The organism is Kitasatospora sp. NPDC048715, from assembly GCF_043198905.1.
GTDB lineage: Bacteria > Actinomycetota > Actinomycetes > Streptomycetales > Streptomycetaceae > Kitasatospora > Kitasatospora lactacystinica.
Genome location: NZ_JBICVH010000017.1, coordinates 181921 through 194708, shown reverse-complemented (window position 1 = coordinate 194708; position 12788 = coordinate 181921). Strand labels below are relative to the sequence as shown.

13 protein-coding genes are annotated in these 12788 nt (G+C 75.2%); 8 read left to right on the top strand and 5 right to left on the bottom strand.

Features of this window, described 5'->3' with window-relative positions:
- The first annotated feature begins 17 nt into the window (after window positions 1-17).
- Window positions 18-824 carry a S16 family serine protease gene (locus ACGFSC_RS29770; protein ID WP_359904204.1) on the top strand — a complete coding sequence of 269 codons (807 nt, stop codon included), beginning with the start codon at window positions 18-20 and terminating at the stop codon, window positions 822-824.
- Between the two features lie 44 nt (window positions 825-868).
- Here the strand turns inward: ACGFSC_RS29770 and ACGFSC_RS29765 are convergent, their stop codons facing one another.
- Both ACGFSC_RS29765 and ACGFSC_RS29760 read right to left on the bottom strand, forming a co-directional pair.
- Window positions 869-1639 carry a helix-turn-helix domain-containing protein gene (locus ACGFSC_RS29765; protein WP_359904201.1) on the bottom strand — a complete coding sequence of 257 codons (771 nt, stop codon included), beginning with the start codon at window positions 1637-1639 and terminating at the stop codon, window positions 869-871.
- A 153-nt stretch (window positions 1640-1792) separates the two neighbouring features.
- The gene (locus ACGFSC_RS29760) at window positions 1793-2254 is read right to left on the bottom strand and encodes an Lrp/AsnC family transcriptional regulator (RefSeq protein ID WP_359904275.1); all 462 of its coding nucleotides are present in this window, start codon (window positions 2252-2254) and stop codon (window positions 1793-1795) included.
- A gap of 342 nt (window positions 2255-2596) precedes the next feature.
- Between ACGFSC_RS29760 and ACGFSC_RS29755 the strand changes: the two genes are divergently transcribed.
- Window positions 2597-3139: a VOC family protein gene (locus ACGFSC_RS29755; RefSeq protein ID WP_359904198.1), complete on the top strand. Its 543-nt coding sequence runs from the start codon at window positions 2597-2599 to the stop codon at window positions 3137-3139.
- Window positions 3140-3268: 129 nt separating this feature from the next.
- Here ACGFSC_RS29755 and ACGFSC_RS29750 read toward each other — a convergent pair whose 3' ends face one another.
- Window positions 3269-3814 carry a hypothetical protein gene (locus ACGFSC_RS29750; RefSeq protein WP_359904195.1) on the bottom strand — a complete coding sequence of 182 codons (546 nt, stop codon included), beginning with the start codon at window positions 3812-3814 and terminating at the stop codon, window positions 3269-3271.
- Between the two features lie 134 nt (window positions 3815-3948).
- On the opposite strand from ACGFSC_RS29750, the gene ACGFSC_RS29745 reads away from it, so the two are divergent.
- The 3 genes from ACGFSC_RS29745 to ACGFSC_RS29735 all read left to right on the top strand — a co-directional run bounded on the left by ACGFSC_RS29745 (window position 3949) and on the right by ACGFSC_RS29735 (window position 7946).
- Window positions 3949-4653: a response regulator transcription factor gene (locus tag ACGFSC_RS29745; RefSeq protein ID WP_359904192.1), complete on the top strand. Its 705-nt coding sequence runs from the start codon at window positions 3949-3951 to the stop codon at window positions 4651-4653.
- A gap of 59 nt (window positions 4654-4712) precedes the next feature.
- The gene (locus ACGFSC_RS29740) at window positions 4713-6281 is read left to right on the top strand and encodes a sensor histidine kinase (protein ID WP_392864186.1); all 1569 of its coding nucleotides are present in this window, start codon (window positions 4713-4715) and stop codon (window positions 6279-6281) included.
- 264 nt (window positions 6282-6545) lie between these two features.
- On the top strand, window positions 6546-7946 hold the full coding sequence (locus tag ACGFSC_RS29735) for a glycosyltransferase 87 family protein (protein WP_359904187.1): 1401 nt from the start codon (window positions 6546-6548) through the stop codon (window positions 7944-7946).
- A gap of 173 nt (window positions 7947-8119) precedes the next feature.
- Here ACGFSC_RS29735 and ACGFSC_RS29730 read toward each other — a convergent pair whose 3' ends face one another.
- On the bottom strand, window positions 8120-8536 hold the full coding sequence (locus tag ACGFSC_RS29730) for an SsgA family sporulation/cell division regulator (RefSeq protein WP_097237712.1): 417 nt from the start codon (window positions 8534-8536) through the stop codon (window positions 8120-8122).
- Window positions 8537-8941: 405 nt separating this feature from the next.
- On the opposite strand from ACGFSC_RS29730, the gene ACGFSC_RS29725 reads away from it, so the two are divergent.
- Together ACGFSC_RS29725 and ACGFSC_RS29720 are read left to right on the top strand one after the other, a co-directional pair.
- Entirely contained in the window at window positions 8942-10594 is a 1653-nt protein-coding gene (locus tag ACGFSC_RS29725; RefSeq protein ID WP_359904184.1) for an RDD family protein, read from the top strand.
- A gap of 73 nt (window positions 10595-10667) precedes the next feature.
- Complete coding sequence (locus ACGFSC_RS29720) at window positions 10668-11420, top strand: RDD family protein (protein WP_359904181.1); 753 nt, start codon at window positions 10668-10670, stop codon at window positions 11418-11420.
- Window positions 11421-11456: 36 nt separating this feature from the next.
- Here ACGFSC_RS29720 and ACGFSC_RS29715 read toward each other — a convergent pair whose 3' ends face one another.
- Window positions 11457-11774, bottom strand: coding sequence for a hypothetical protein (locus ACGFSC_RS29715; RefSeq protein WP_359904179.1), 318 nt, complete (start codon window positions 11772-11774; stop codon window positions 11457-11459).
- Between the two features lie 222 nt (window positions 11775-11996).
- Here ACGFSC_RS29715 and ACGFSC_RS29710 point away from each other — a divergent pair, with 222 nt between their 5' ends.
- Window positions 11997-12710 (top strand): endonuclease V, encoded by a 714-nt coding sequence (locus ACGFSC_RS29710; protein WP_359904176.1) that lies wholly within the window; start codon window positions 11997-11999, stop codon window positions 12708-12710.
- Window positions 12711-12788 lie beyond the last annotated feature (78 nt).

Below are 12788 nucleotides of genomic sequence, written 5' to 3'. Positions count from 1 at the left end.
GTGTTTGGATTCCCCTTGTGTCCGACACCAAGCTCCCCAAGGCCCTCACCACCCCGCGGACCCGCGCGCTCGCGCTGTGCGGGGTGCTGGTCGCCGCGCTGTTCGGCGTGGCCGCCTTCGTTCCGCTGCCGTACACCCTCACCTGGCCGGGCCTGACCGCGGACACGCTGGGCTCCTACCAGGGCAAGCCGGTGCTCACCATCACCGGGGCGCCGCTGCGCACCACCGAGGGCGAGCTGCGGATGGTCACCATCACGGCGACCAACGCTGGGCAGAAGAACACCTTCTGGCGCTCGCTGCAGGCGTGGTTCGACCCCAAGGAGGCGGTGCGCCCGACCGAGACGGTCTACCCGGAGAGCAACCCGGTGAAGGCCGACGAGGCGACCGCCCAGCAGATGGCCGAGTCGCAGGACGCCGCCACCGCGGCCGCGCTGGGCTACCTCCACCTGTCGCCGGACCAGGTGAAGGTCAAGGTCGACCTCGGCGAGGTCGGCGGGCCGAGCGCCGGCCAGATGCTGGCGCTGGGCATCGTCGACAAGCTGGCCGGCGACGGCAAGGGCGGCGACCTCACCGGCGGGCTCACCGTCGCCGGCACCGGCACCATCGACAAGGACGGCACCGTCGGCCCGGTCGGCGGCGTCCCCCTGAAGACGCAGGCGGCCGCCCGGGACGGCGCGACGGTGTTCCTGCTGCCCAAGGACGAGTGCGCGGACGCCAAGGTGAACACCCCGGCCTCGCTGCGCCTGGTGCCGGTCGGCACCCTCGCCGAGTCGGTCTCCGCCCTCCAGGCGCTGAGGAGCGGCGGCACCGTCCCCTCCTGCTGACCGGGCGCCGCCCCTCCCGCACGGGGCCGGCCCGGTCGGCGGGGTCAGACCCCGAAGGCCATCTCGGCGAAGTCCTCGCCCACCCGGGTGCTCAGCCGGGCGGCGATCCCGGCCAGCCGGTGGGCCTGGGCCATCGGCAAGGAGACCGAGATCGCGCCGATGCCGGTGCCCGCGACGACCGGCACCGCCGCACCCGCCGTGCCGAGCGCGTACTCCTGGAACTGGGTGATCGGGACGGCCCGCCGCGGGCCCTGGCGCGGCAGCAGCGGCAGGCAGGCCGGGTCCCGCAGGGTGTACGGGGTGAACGGCACCATCGGGTAGCGGGCCAGGTGGGCCCGGCGCTCCTCGGCCGTCATCAGGGCCAGCAGGGTCTTGCCGGCCGCGTGGGCGTGCGCGCCGGCCCGGAAGTCGTGCCGGTCGACCAGCGGCGCGCCGGGGGCCTCGGCGGCCTCGACCAGTTCCACCTCGCCGTGCCGGTACCAGGTGAAGTAGACGGCGGCGGACAGTTCGTCGGCGAGCACGCCCAGCAGCGTCCGGAGCCGGGCCCGGCCGGTCGCCGGGCCGTCGTCCCGGATCAGCCCGGCGACCGCTGGGCCGGTCCGGTAGAGCCCGCTGCGGCGTTCCAGGTAGTGGTCGTGCACCAGGGTGCGCAGCAGGTGGTAGGCGGTGCCCAGGGCGAGATCGGTGTCCCGGGCGAGCTGCTTGGCGGTGGCGCCCTTGGGGTATCGGGCGGCCGCCTCCAGCAGGCGCAGGGCGCGCTGGGCGGAGGCGATGAGGGTGGGGGCGGTACCGACGGCCGCGACCGCGTTCGTCATGCCGGGGCCGACCCGGCGCGGGGCGCGGCTGCCGCGGATATCAGCGGACCGGAGGGCGGCGCGAGAGGTAGTAGAACGTTCATATAGAAATCTTGCGGCCGTCGGCGCCTCACGCATATGCCCGAATCGGCGCGTCGGACCGATCCGATCCTCCTACTCGGCGGCGGCCTGGTCGACCAGCGGCAGGATCCGGTACGGCACCGGGTTCTCCAGCACGATCGCCGTGGACGAGCGGACGATCCCGTCGAAGCCCAGCACCCGGTCGATCACCCGCTGCAGATCGGCGTTGGACCGGGCCACGATCCGCACCAGCATGTCCCCGATCCCGGTGATGGTGTGCAGCTCCAGCACCTCCGGCACGCTCGCCAGGTGCGCCCGCACGTCCGCGCCCTGGCCCTGGGAGATCTCCAGCGTGGCGAAGGCCGTCACCGGGTAGCCGATCGCCGCCGGGTCCACCTCCGGGCCGAACCCGCCGATCACGCCCTTGGCCTGGAGCCGGTCCAGCCGGGCCTGCACGGTGCCCCGGGCGACCTGCAGCCGGCGCGAGCACTCCAGCACCCCGATCCGGGGCTCCTCGGCGAGCAGCCGGATCAGCCGGCCGTCCAGGAGGTCGATGGCGTCGTTGGTGCTGCCCGCCGGGGCGGCGGACGGGCCTTGCGGGGCGGCGGAAGACCCCTGCGGAGCGGAGGAAGATCCCTGCGGAGCGGCGGAGTTGGGCGAGCCGGGGGAGCTCGGGACGTGAGCGGGGGGCATCGACGGCACCGTCCTGTGGTGGGCATTCTGTACAGCGGCGCGGCCGATTCTCCCGTTCCGGGGCACAGCTTGACCAGGAGGAAACGGAACAGTTGCGCGCAGGTCGGACCGGCGCCACCCTCCAGCCACACCCCCGTGCGCAGGGCCCCACCCCCGGTGCCCGGGACGGCCAGGATGGTCCGTACGCCTACCGGGAGGGCAGTCATGACCGACACCGCCGCCGAACCCGTCCTGTTCGGGGCCGGCCTCGTACCGGACCCCGCGGAGGAGGGGCCGCTGCCGATGGGCCGCGCCGACGCGGTGGTCTTCGCGGTCGCCGACGCCGAGCGGGCGGCCCGCCGCTACTGCGCCGCGCTCGGGCTGCGCTGTACCGCGTACGCCGGGCCGCGGACCGGGGACCCGGAGACCCTCTCGTACGTGCTCGCCGCGCCGGGGACGCGGATCGTGCTCACCTCCCCGGTGCGGACCACCGGCCCGCGCGGCCGGGAGCTGACCGCGTACCTCGACCGGTACGGGGACGGGGTGCTGGACCTCACCGTGAGCGTGCCGGACGTCTACTACGCCTACGACTACGCGGTGGACCGGGGCGCGCTGTCGCTGACCGAGCCCTACGAGGCGCGGGACGACTACGGCGGGGTGGTGCTGGCCACCATCGGCGTGCCGGGCGGGACCAGGCACACGCTGGTGGACCGGGCGGGGTACGTGGGGCCGTACCTGCCGGGGTACGTGCCGTGCGACGGCTTCTGACGGCGCCCGGCGTGCGGCCGTCCGGCGTGCGGCCGTCCGCCGTCCGACCGCTCGCGGTGCGACGGCCGGCGGTGCCGCCGCCCGTCGCCTGACGGGGTGTCGGGGTGACGGGGTGTCGGGGCCCGCGCGTCAGCGGACCACCGTCTCCACGATCGGCGCGTGGCCGTTCCAGGAGGCGAAGACCGAGTTGGCCTCGTCGCCGCGGGTGAAGTCGACCCGCAGCCACTGGCCGTCGGTCCACACCTGCATCTGCCAGCCCGGGTCCGGGGCGGCGGACACCAGGGTGGCCCGGTCCGGCTTCAGGTCCAGCGCGACCTTGCCGCCGGGGATCGGGTAGCTCTTCACCGTGGACGTCGCGGCGGCGGTGGGGGCGGGCCGGCGGCCGGGCGTCGTGGCGGCGGTGGCGGGAGCCGGGCCGTGCGGGGCGGTGGCGGGGGTGGTGGTCGGGGAGGCCGCCGGGGAAGGGGTCGTGGACGGTGCGGTGGAGCGCGGCTGGTCCGGCGTGGCGGGCGCGGAGTGCGGCGTGCCCTCGGCCTTCGGGGAGGGCAGCGCGATCGCCGTGGGCTGCTCGAACGCGGCGCCGGTCAGCACCGCGTGCACGCCGAGCCAGGACAGCGCCACCGCCGCCCCGGTGGCCGCCGCCCAGGCGCCGAGCTGTACCAGTCCGTTCCGCATCGTCCGCACATCCTGCCGTATTTCCAAACGGATGGAGACCGGCACCCCCGGTATTCGGCAGGGCAGTTGCACAATGTCCGGACCCACCCCCGAGGTACAGACCACTGACCGGCGATGGCGTACCGTGCAGGCCCATGGCAACAGTGCTCGTGGTCGAGGACGACCCCTTCGTACGCTCCGCCCTCATCCGCCACCTGACCGACACCGGTCACGCGGTCCGCAGCGTGGGCACGGCTCTGGAGGCGCTGCGGGAGGTCGCCCAGGTCGGCTGCGACCTGGTGATCCTCGACCTCGGACTGCCCGACCTGGACGGCAGCGAGGCGCTCAAGATGATCCGGGGCCTGACCAATGTGCCGGTGATCATCTCCACCGCCCGGGACGACGAGGCCGAGATCATCCGGCTGCTCAACGACGGCGCCGACGACTACTTGGTGAAACCTTTCTCCGGGGAGCACCTCAGCGCCCGGATGACCGCCGTGCTGCGCCGCTTCGGCAGCGGCGCGGCGCCCGTCGCCCAGGTGCTGCGGGTCGGCGGACTGGCCATCGACCTCCAGCGGCGGGAGGCCGCGCTGGACGGGAGCCCGCTCGACCTGACCCGCCGTGAGTTCGACCTGCTGGCCTTCCTGGCGGCCCGGCCCGGCGTCGTGGTGCCCCGCAAGGAGATCCTCGCCGAGGTCTGGCAGCAGACCTACGGCGGCGACCAGACCATCGACGTCCACCTCTCCTGGCTGCGCCGCAAGCTCGGCGAGACCGCCTCCAACCCCCGCTACCTGCACACCGTCCGGGGCGTCGGGGTCCGGCTGGAAGCCGTCGGGGGCGCGGCGGAGCACCGGACATGAGGCGGTTCGGGCGCTCGCTGCGCTGGGCCCTGATCAAGGCCGCCGTCGCCGGGACCACCATGGTCGCGCTGGCCTTCCTGATCCCGCTCGGACTGATGGTCCAGCAGACCGCACGGGACCGGGCCTTCACCGCCGCCGAGCGGCAGGCCGCGGCGCTGGGGCCGGCCCTGGCGATCACCACCGACGAGGACGCGATCACCCGGGCGCTGGCCAGTACGGACGCCGGCGGGCAGGGGCGGATGGCGGTGCACCTACCGGCGGCCGGGCAGCCCGCCGGGGCGGGTGGCGGCGGCGCGCTCCACGGTGGCGCGGCAGCCGGCGGGGGAAGTGGAGCCGGCGGAGGAAGTGGAGCCGGCATCGCGGCAGCCGGTGGCGGGAGTGGAACCACCGGTGGGAGCGGAGGCGGCGACGCGGCCCACGCCGTCGAGGGCGACGGAGCAGGGCCGGGCGGAGGCGGCCCCGGGACGGCGGCCGCCGGGACCGGCGAGCCCGGGGGCCCGATGCTGGGGGAGGGGCGCGCCACCACGGCCGACGTGGCCACGGCCGGCGGGCAGGGCCGCTCCTTCACCGTGAAGGTGCCCGGCGGGTACGCCCTGCTCCAGCCCGTCGCGGTGGACACCGGGCGGACCGCGGTGGTCGAGGTGTTCGTGGCCGAGAGCGACCTCACCCGGGGCGTCGCCACGGCCTGGCAGGTGCTCTCCGCCGTGGCACTCGGCCTGGTCGCCATCTCGGTGCTGGTCGCCGACCGGATGGGCAGCCGCATCGTCGCCTCCGCGCGCAAGCTCGCCGCCGCCGCCCGCTCGCTCGGCGCCGGGAACCTCTCCGTGCGGGTCCCGGTGGAGGGCAAGCAGGTCGACGGCAGCCCCGAGGAACTGCGCGAGGCCGGCCACGCGTTCAACACCATGGCCGACCGGGTGGTCCAACTCCTCGCCGCAGAAAGGGAACTGGCCGCCGACCTGTCGCACCGGCTGCGCACCCCGCTGACCGTGCTGCGGCTCAACGCCGCCTCGCTCGGCGATGGCGACGCGGCCGACGCCACCCGGCACGCGGTCGCCCAGCTGGAGCGCGAGGTCGACCAGATCATCCGCTCGGCCCGCCGCGCCCCCGAGGACGCGCCCGCCGTCGCCGTCGGCTGCGACGCCGCCGAGGTGGTCCGGGAACGGGTCGCCTTCTGGTCGGCGCTGGCCGAGGACGAGGGGCGCCGCTGGCAGCTGACCGGCGCCGAGCGGGCGGCGCCGGTGCCCGTCCAGCGCGGGGACCTCGCGGCCGCCGTCGACGCGCTGCTCGGCAACGTCTTCCGGCACACCTCCGTCGGGACCGCCTTCTCGGTGGACGTGCTCGCCACCGACTGCTCGGTGATCGTGCTGGTCGGCGACGCCGGACCGGGGTACAGCGACCCGGCCGCCGCCCTCAAGCGCGGCGAGGGGCACGGCGGCGAGGGCTCCACCGGCCTCGGCCTGGACATCGTCCGCAAGCTCGCCGAGTCCACCGGCGGGGACGTCGCGCTCGGCCGCTCCGCGGTGCTCGGCGGCGCCGAGACCCGGCTGCGGCTGCGCACCGGGCCCCAGGAGGCGGAGCCCGCGCGGGGCGGACGGCGGCGGAGCCGGGGCGCGCTGTTCCAGAGGTGAGGGGGCGACCGCCGTCCGGGTTCCGGCCGTCCGGTTCCCGCCGTCAGGGTTCAGGCCGTCCGGTTCCCGCCGTCAGGGTTCAGGCCGTCCGGTTCCCGCCGTCAGGGTTCAGGCCGTCCGGGTTCCGGCCGTTCGCGCTCCGTCCGCGACGGAGTGCGGCCGGTCAGAGCCGCTTTGTCACGCTGGGTAGTTGATCGTGTCCGGTTCCGTTCGGACGGCATCCGGTATCGTCGCTGGTTGGCCGAGCCGTGGACGGAGTGGACAGTGACAGCGGTGCAAGACGAGCGCAGCCCGGTGCGGACCGCACCCGACCCCTCGCCCGCCCCCCTGTCGGACCGGCTGCGCCGGTCCCTCGGCGCCCCCGTCCGGGCGCTGCGCGAGGCCCCCCGGCGCCCGCTGCTGGCGGCCTCCGCCGTGGCGCTGCTGTCCCTGCTGGTGTACGCGGTGGTCCGCCACTTCGTCCACACCTCGATGGTGGACATGATCGTCTACCGGGCCGAGGGCGCCGCCGTGGCCAACGGCACCGACCTGTACGCGCTGCGCGTCACCGAGTGGAACCTGCCCGCGACGTACCCGCCGTTCGCGGCGATGCTGTTCGTCCCGACCACCTGGTTCCCGGTGCCCTTCCTCCGGGTGGCGATCACTCTCGGCAACGTCGGGCTGCTCGCCCTGCTGACCCACCTGTCCTTCAAACTGGTCGGCTGGCCGCGCCGCGAGCTGCGGCCGATCGGCGTGATCCTGGCGACCGGCCTCGGGGTCTGGCTCGAACCGGTCTTCACCACGCTCCGCTACGGCCAGATCAACCTCGCGCTGGCCTGCCTGATCCTCTGGGACCTCACCCGTGCGGACGGGCGGCGGAGCAAGGGCGTGGCGATCGGCATCGCCGCCGGCATCAAGCTCACCCCCGGCCTGTTCGCGGTCTACCTGCTGATCACCGGTCGGATCCGGGCCGCCTTCGTGGCGGGCCTCACCTTCCTCGGCACCTTCCTGCTCGGCGCCCTGGTCCTGCCGGACGCCACCTGGGGCTTCTGGACCAAGTACCTCTACGACTCCTCCCGGGTCGGCAAGACCTGGATCGTCGACAACCAGTCGATGCGCGGCGCCTTCGCCCGCCTGCTGCACAGCGCCGACCCCGGCACCGTCGCCACCCTCGGGGCCGGCCTGATCGCGCTGGCGGGCCTCGCGGTCTCCGCCTGGGCCGCGCGCAGCGGCCGCTGGCTGCCCCGGGCCGAGGCCTGGGGCGTCTGCTGCGCGGCCGTCACCGCCGTCCTGATCTCGCCGATCAGCTGGACCCACCACTGGGTCTGGTGCGTGCCGATGCTCGTCCTGCTCGCCGCCGAGGCCTCGGTCGAGCGCGCCCGCCCGGCCGGCGTCCGCCGGCTGCGCTGGCGGGCCGTCTTCTGGGCCACGCTGGTCGCGTTCCTGTCCTTCGCGATGTGGGCCGCGAAGCCGGTCGGCCTGGCCGTCCTCGACATGTCACCGTGGCGCCAGCTGCCGACCTCGGTCTATCCGTGGGTCGGACTCTGCTTCCTGCTCGCCGCCGCCGTCCGGATAAGGGCCCGACGGCGTTCGGCCGGCGCGCCGCTGGTCCGGCTGCCCGGACAGCGGGACGCCGGGGGGCCGGACACCGCCCGCGGTCGTCAGCAGGCCCCCGCGGCCCGCTGAGCCGGCGGGGGCGCCGCTCCTGCTTCCCCGCTCCCGTTGCCGCCGCTGGTCCTTGCGGGCGTGGTCGCGTTCCTGGGGGAGTTCGTCCGGGTGCTGATACTGGTGCTGGTGCTGCTGGTTCGGGTGCTGATGCTGGTGCTGGTGCACGAGCCGGTGCACGCTGCGGCGCATGCCTAGGCGAGCAGTTCGGCGAGCGAGCCGTCCATGTCCAGCGCGGCCAGCTCGCTGCCCGGCGGAACCAGCCGGTGTGCCCGCTCCAGCCAGGCCGCGACGGCCGGCAGCGGGGCCTCCAGCAGGGCGTCCCCGGCGGGCGAGCTCAGCGCCAGACAGAGCACGCTGCGCCGGCCCGAACGGGTCGGCCAGATCCGCACGTCACCCTGGCCGCACGGGCGGAAGGTGCCCTCGACCAGCAGCTCGCGGGCGAACACCCAGGTCACCGGCGAACCGGTGTCCAGGTGGAAGGTGATGTACACCGCGTACGGGTCGTGGCTGCCGTAGGACAGCCGGGCCGGGACGGGGACGCTGTGCTCCGGCGAGAGCACCAGGTTGAGCTCCAGCTCGTGCTCGACGACGCTGACGGGACGCTCCATGATCGTCTTCCTCTCTGCCTTCGGGCGGTGCCCGGTTCCGGGCCCCTGTGACCTTTGAGAGGGCGGTCCGCACCGGCTCTTACACACGTTTCCGGGATTTCTTCGGGAAGTTTGGTGAGGGTGGTGAACGGCGGGTGGCACGGCGCGCGAGCAAAAGTCGTGCGCTGGGTTCCCTACCTTGAGCTACCCCCTGCTGTCCGGGGAATCGCGAACTTTCCGTCACGGCTTCGGTGAGGTACTACCCTTTGTGACTGTCCGGCGACTGTCCGCCCATCGGTGGCGCCCCCACGCGCGCCGAGCGCAGGGCGCGCGCCGGGTCGTGCGCGCGCGTGGACGCGTCTGCGGTGGTCGGGCCCGGTCGGCCCGCGCCGTCCTCGTCAGGACCTGCCAGGAAAGAAGACCCCCATGACGGACCGCCCCTTCGCCGCCGACGGCGACCCGGCCGTCGCACCCGAGCCCGGCTACTACCCCGACCCCTCCATCCCCGGCTTCGTCCGGTACTGGGGCGGCTCGGCCTGGGTGCCCGGCACCAGCCGGCCCGCGCCCGCCGGGGGCGAGGTGCTGCAGCCGCCCCGGTACGCGACGCGGCGGTCCGCCCCGGGCGGTGCGGCGGTGCGGCCGGTGCGGTCGCCGGTGGTGCCGGAGCCGGCCGGGCTCCCGGAGGTGGCAGCGGCGCCGGAGCCGGTGGCCCCGGAGCGGATGGCCCCGGAGCCGGTGGCGCCGGGGGCGGTGGCGGAGGTCCGGGTCGGGCCGCCCGCGGGTGGGGGTGACACCGGGCCGGTGTACTTCGACCAGACCTCGGGCGGGGCGTCCTTCGTGCTCGGGCCGCGGGTGGCGGAGGTGATCGGCGGGCCGGTGTTCCGGACGGTCGACGGGCCGGGCGCTTCGTCGGGCGTTTCACCGGGCGTTTCGCCGGGGGTTTTGCCAGTGGTGCCGTCGGGCTTCGCCGGCGCCGGGCTGCCCGGGGCCCTGGAGGAGCCGGTGGCCGTCGGTGCGGTGCCCGAGGCGGTCCAGGGGATGGGCGCGGCCCTGGGTTCGGGGTCGGGCTCGGGGCCGGCCCCGGCGCCCGTGGTCGGGGAGTCCGGGTGGCAGGCCGACCCCCGGGCGCAGCCGGGCCTGATGGAGACGGGCGGCGCGCCGCGTTGGGTCTCCTGGGGGGTGCTTCCGGAGGCGCTCGATGCGGAGGAGGGGTGCGCGGAGCCCGAGCGCGCTCCGGCTGCCGTCGAACTGGCCGCGGCCGGCGCTCCCGTCGCGGCGGTGACCGTGCGGGAGGCGCCGGTGCCGGCCGTCCTGGCCTCGGGCCCGGTGCCGGTGGTCGGCGAGAGGGCGATTCCGGCCCCGGTCCAGGCCCCGGCTGCGACCCCGGCTGCGGTCGCCGTGACCGCCGGGACCATGGCGGCCTCCGCCGCCCCGCTGCCGGCCGTACGGACGGTGCGGGAGACCGCCGTCCAGCCCCGACCTTCCGCCGCCGCCCCCGCCGTCACGGCTGCCACCGCGTCCTCCCGGGCGGCCGGCGTCACCCGGGCCGCCCGTCCCGCCCGGACGGCCCGGACCGCCCGGGTCGCCGTGCCGGCCGGCCTCGGCCGTCGCCTGGCGGCGCGGACGGTGGACACCGCCGTGCTGCTGGTGGTCGCGGTCGCCGCCGGGATTCCGCTCGGCCGCTCGGTGACCGACCACCTCCAGCAGAAGGTCGACCAGGCCCGGATGGCCAGCGCCCTCAGCCGGCGTCAGATCCAGGTCTGGCTGGTGGACGACGTGGTGCTGGGCAAGATCGCCGTCCTGATCGGCATCCTGCTGTTCGTCAGCCTGCTCTACGAGGTGCTTCCGGTCGCCCGCACCGGCCAGACCTTCGGCAAGCGGCTGGCCCGGATCCGCGTGGTGGACACCGCCGCCCCGGCCGGCCGGACCAGGCTGAGCCTCGGCCGCTCGCTCCTCCGGTGGGCGGTGCGGCAACTCGGCACGGTGCTGCTGCTCGGCCTGGTCTGGCCGGTGTTCGACCGGACGGCGCGGCGGGGGTGGCAGGACCGCGCGGCCCGCACCCGGGTGGTGCGCGGCTGAGGGCCGGTAGGCCCAGTGCAAAACGGACAGAATGTCCCAAACATCGAGAATGTGTGATGTTCTACTCGGGGTCATGAGCACCCACGACCCCTCAGGCCCCCAGCCGGAGGGGGGCGGCAAGCCCTCCTTCGACAAGCAGCCCCCGCAGTCGGGCGGCGGCACGCCGGAAGGCGAGCCGTCGGGCCCGACCCCGTCCCCCGAGCCGTCCCCCGAGCAGCCCCATGAGCCGTCCGGCAGTCCCGGCGCCTACCAGGGCACCTACGGCGGAAGCCCGTACGGCGAGCCGACCCCCGGTCAGAGCCCGTACGGCCAACCCCCGTACGACCGGACGCCGCCCGGGTACGGCCACGGCTACGGCCCCGGCGCGTACGGCACCCCCGGCGCCGGCCCCGTCCCCGGCATGCCGCCGCTCGGCACCTGGCCCAAACGGATCCTCGCCCGGCTGATCGACTACCTCCTGGTGCAGGCCGTCGCCGTGATCATCGTGGGACCCTTCGTCGACCTCGGTACGCGCAACGGCTCCACCGAGGCGTTCTGGCTCGGCTGCGCCATCTACCTCGTCTACGACGCCCTGATGCTCAGCCGGGACGGCCAGACCCTCGGCAAGAAGGCGACGAAGGTCCGCGTCGCCATGCTCGTCGACGGGAACAAGCCGACCCCGGCCGCCGCCTGGACCCGCGCAGCCGTCTTCATCCTCCCGGCCGTGCTCTGCTGCGCCGCGCTCTGGTGGATCATCGACGGGTTCTTCGGCGTCTTCGACAAGCCCTACCGGCAATGCCTGCACGACAAGGCCGCGAAGACCGTGGTGGTCACCACGGAGGTCTGAGCGGCGGCGCAGGACACACCGGCGCCCGGCGGCGGATCAGCGCTGCCGGGCGTACGCGTGCCCGGTGGCGGCCGCAGCGGGGCGGGGCGCCCGCGCCGGGTCCGCGGCGCCGTCCTCCACGGTCGCGGCCTCCACGGTCGCGGCCCCCGCGGCGGCGGCCCTCGCGGTGGCGGCCCTCGCGGTGGCGGCGGACATCGAAAGCACCGTCACCACGGTGCCGAGCACCAGCGCGAACCCCACCAGCACCGCGACCGCCAGGACGCCCGAAGCACCCGAAACGGCCAGCAGCACCACCGTGGTGGCGACGACGGTGAACGAGCCGAGGCAGACCTGGGCGACGGAGGGGCGCGGCATGGCGGAGGTCCTTCGCACGTCGGGGGAAACGGGCGGGAATGGTGCCGGGTTCCAGTGCTCCTACCCCGCGGGGAGACGGGTACGTCCAGGCTAGCCCCCGAACGCGGGGGCACAGGGGGCGCACGGGCTCACCCCGGGGTCGTCCGGCCCGGTCGGTACGGTGAGGCGAAACCCGTCCACACCACGCACCGCCGCACACCACCGCACCCGGGGGAACCGACCATGCCCATCCCCGCCGACTGGCCCACCACCGAGGCCGAGGCACTCGCCGAACAGGAGCGGCTGCGCCCGCTCGTCCAGGCCCACGACGACGAGGCCCCCGGCGACCCGGGCCCCGACGCGCTCGTCGCCGGCGTGGACGTCGCCTACGACGACGACCACGACCTCGTCGCCGCCGCGGCCGTCCTGCTCGACCGCGACACCCTCGCCGTCGTCGAACAGGCCACCGCCGTCGGCCGGATCGCCTTCCCGTACGTCCCCGGACTCCTCGCCTTCCGCGAACTCCCCGCCGTCCTCGACGCACTGGCCGCACTCACCCGCACCCCCGACCTCGTCGTCTGCGACGGCTACGGCCTCGCCCACCCCCGCCGCCTCGGCCTCGCCAGCCACCTCGGCGTCCTCACCGGACTGCGCACCCTCGGCGTCGCCAAGACCCCCTTCACCTTCGACCACCACGAACCCGACGCGCCCCGCGGCTCCTGGACCCCGCTCACCGACCCCGCCACCGGCGAGGAGGTCGGCCGCGCCGTCCGCACCAGAGAAGGCGTGAAACCCGTCTTCGTCTCCGTCGGCCACCGCACCGGCCTCGACACCGCCGTCCGCACCACCCTCCAACTCGCCCGCCACTACCGCCTCCCCGAAACCACCCGGCACGCCGACTCGCTCTGCCGACGCGCCCTCACCGACGCCCGAAGGACCGGGACGACCGCGAACTGACCAAGCCCCGGGCGGGATTCGGGCCCGGTGTGTTAGACATGAGACACCGGGGCCCGGCCCCGACCGCCAGGGACGGAC

What these genes read in the sequence shown, in the direction of transcription:
- ACGFSC_RS29765 (WP_359904201.1), bottom strand. Translation starts at nt 1,639, where the DNA reads ATGACGAACGCGGTCGCGGCCGTCGGTACCGCCCCCACCCTCATCGCC.
- ACGFSC_RS29755 (WP_359904198.1), top strand. Translation starts at nt 2,597, where the DNA reads ATGACCGACACCGCCGCCGAACCCGTCCTGTTCGGGGCCGGCCTCGTA.
- ACGFSC_RS29750 (WP_359904195.1), bottom strand. Translation starts at nt 3,814, where the DNA reads ATGCGGAACGGACTGGTACAGCTCGGCGCCTGGGCGGCGGCCACCGGG.
- ACGFSC_RS29745 (WP_359904192.1), top strand. Translation starts at nt 3,949, where the DNA reads ATGGCAACAGTGCTCGTGGTCGAGGACGACCCCTTCGTACGCTCCGCC.
- ACGFSC_RS29740 (WP_392864186.1), top strand. Translation starts at nt 4,713, where the DNA reads ATGGTCGCGCTGGCCTTCCTGATCCCGCTCGGACTGATGGTCCAGCAG.
- ACGFSC_RS29730 (WP_097237712.1), bottom strand. Translation starts at nt 8,536, where the DNA reads ATGGAGCGTCCCGTCAGCGTCGTCGAGCACGAGCTGGAGCTCAACCTG.
- ACGFSC_RS29725 (WP_359904184.1), top strand. Translation starts at nt 8,942, where the DNA reads ATGACGGACCGCCCCTTCGCCGCCGACGGCGACCCGGCCGTCGCACCC.
- ACGFSC_RS29720 (WP_359904181.1), top strand. Translation starts at nt 10,668, where the DNA reads ATGAGCACCCACGACCCCTCAGGCCCCCAGCCGGAGGGGGGCGGCAAG.
- ACGFSC_RS29715 (WP_359904179.1), bottom strand. Translation starts at nt 11,774, where the DNA reads ATGCCGCGCCCCTCCGTCGCCCAGGTCTGCCTCGGCTCGTTCACCGTC.
- ACGFSC_RS29710 (WP_359904176.1), top strand. Translation starts at nt 11,997, where the DNA reads ATGCCCATCCCCGCCGACTGGCCCACCACCGAGGCCGAGGCACTCGCC.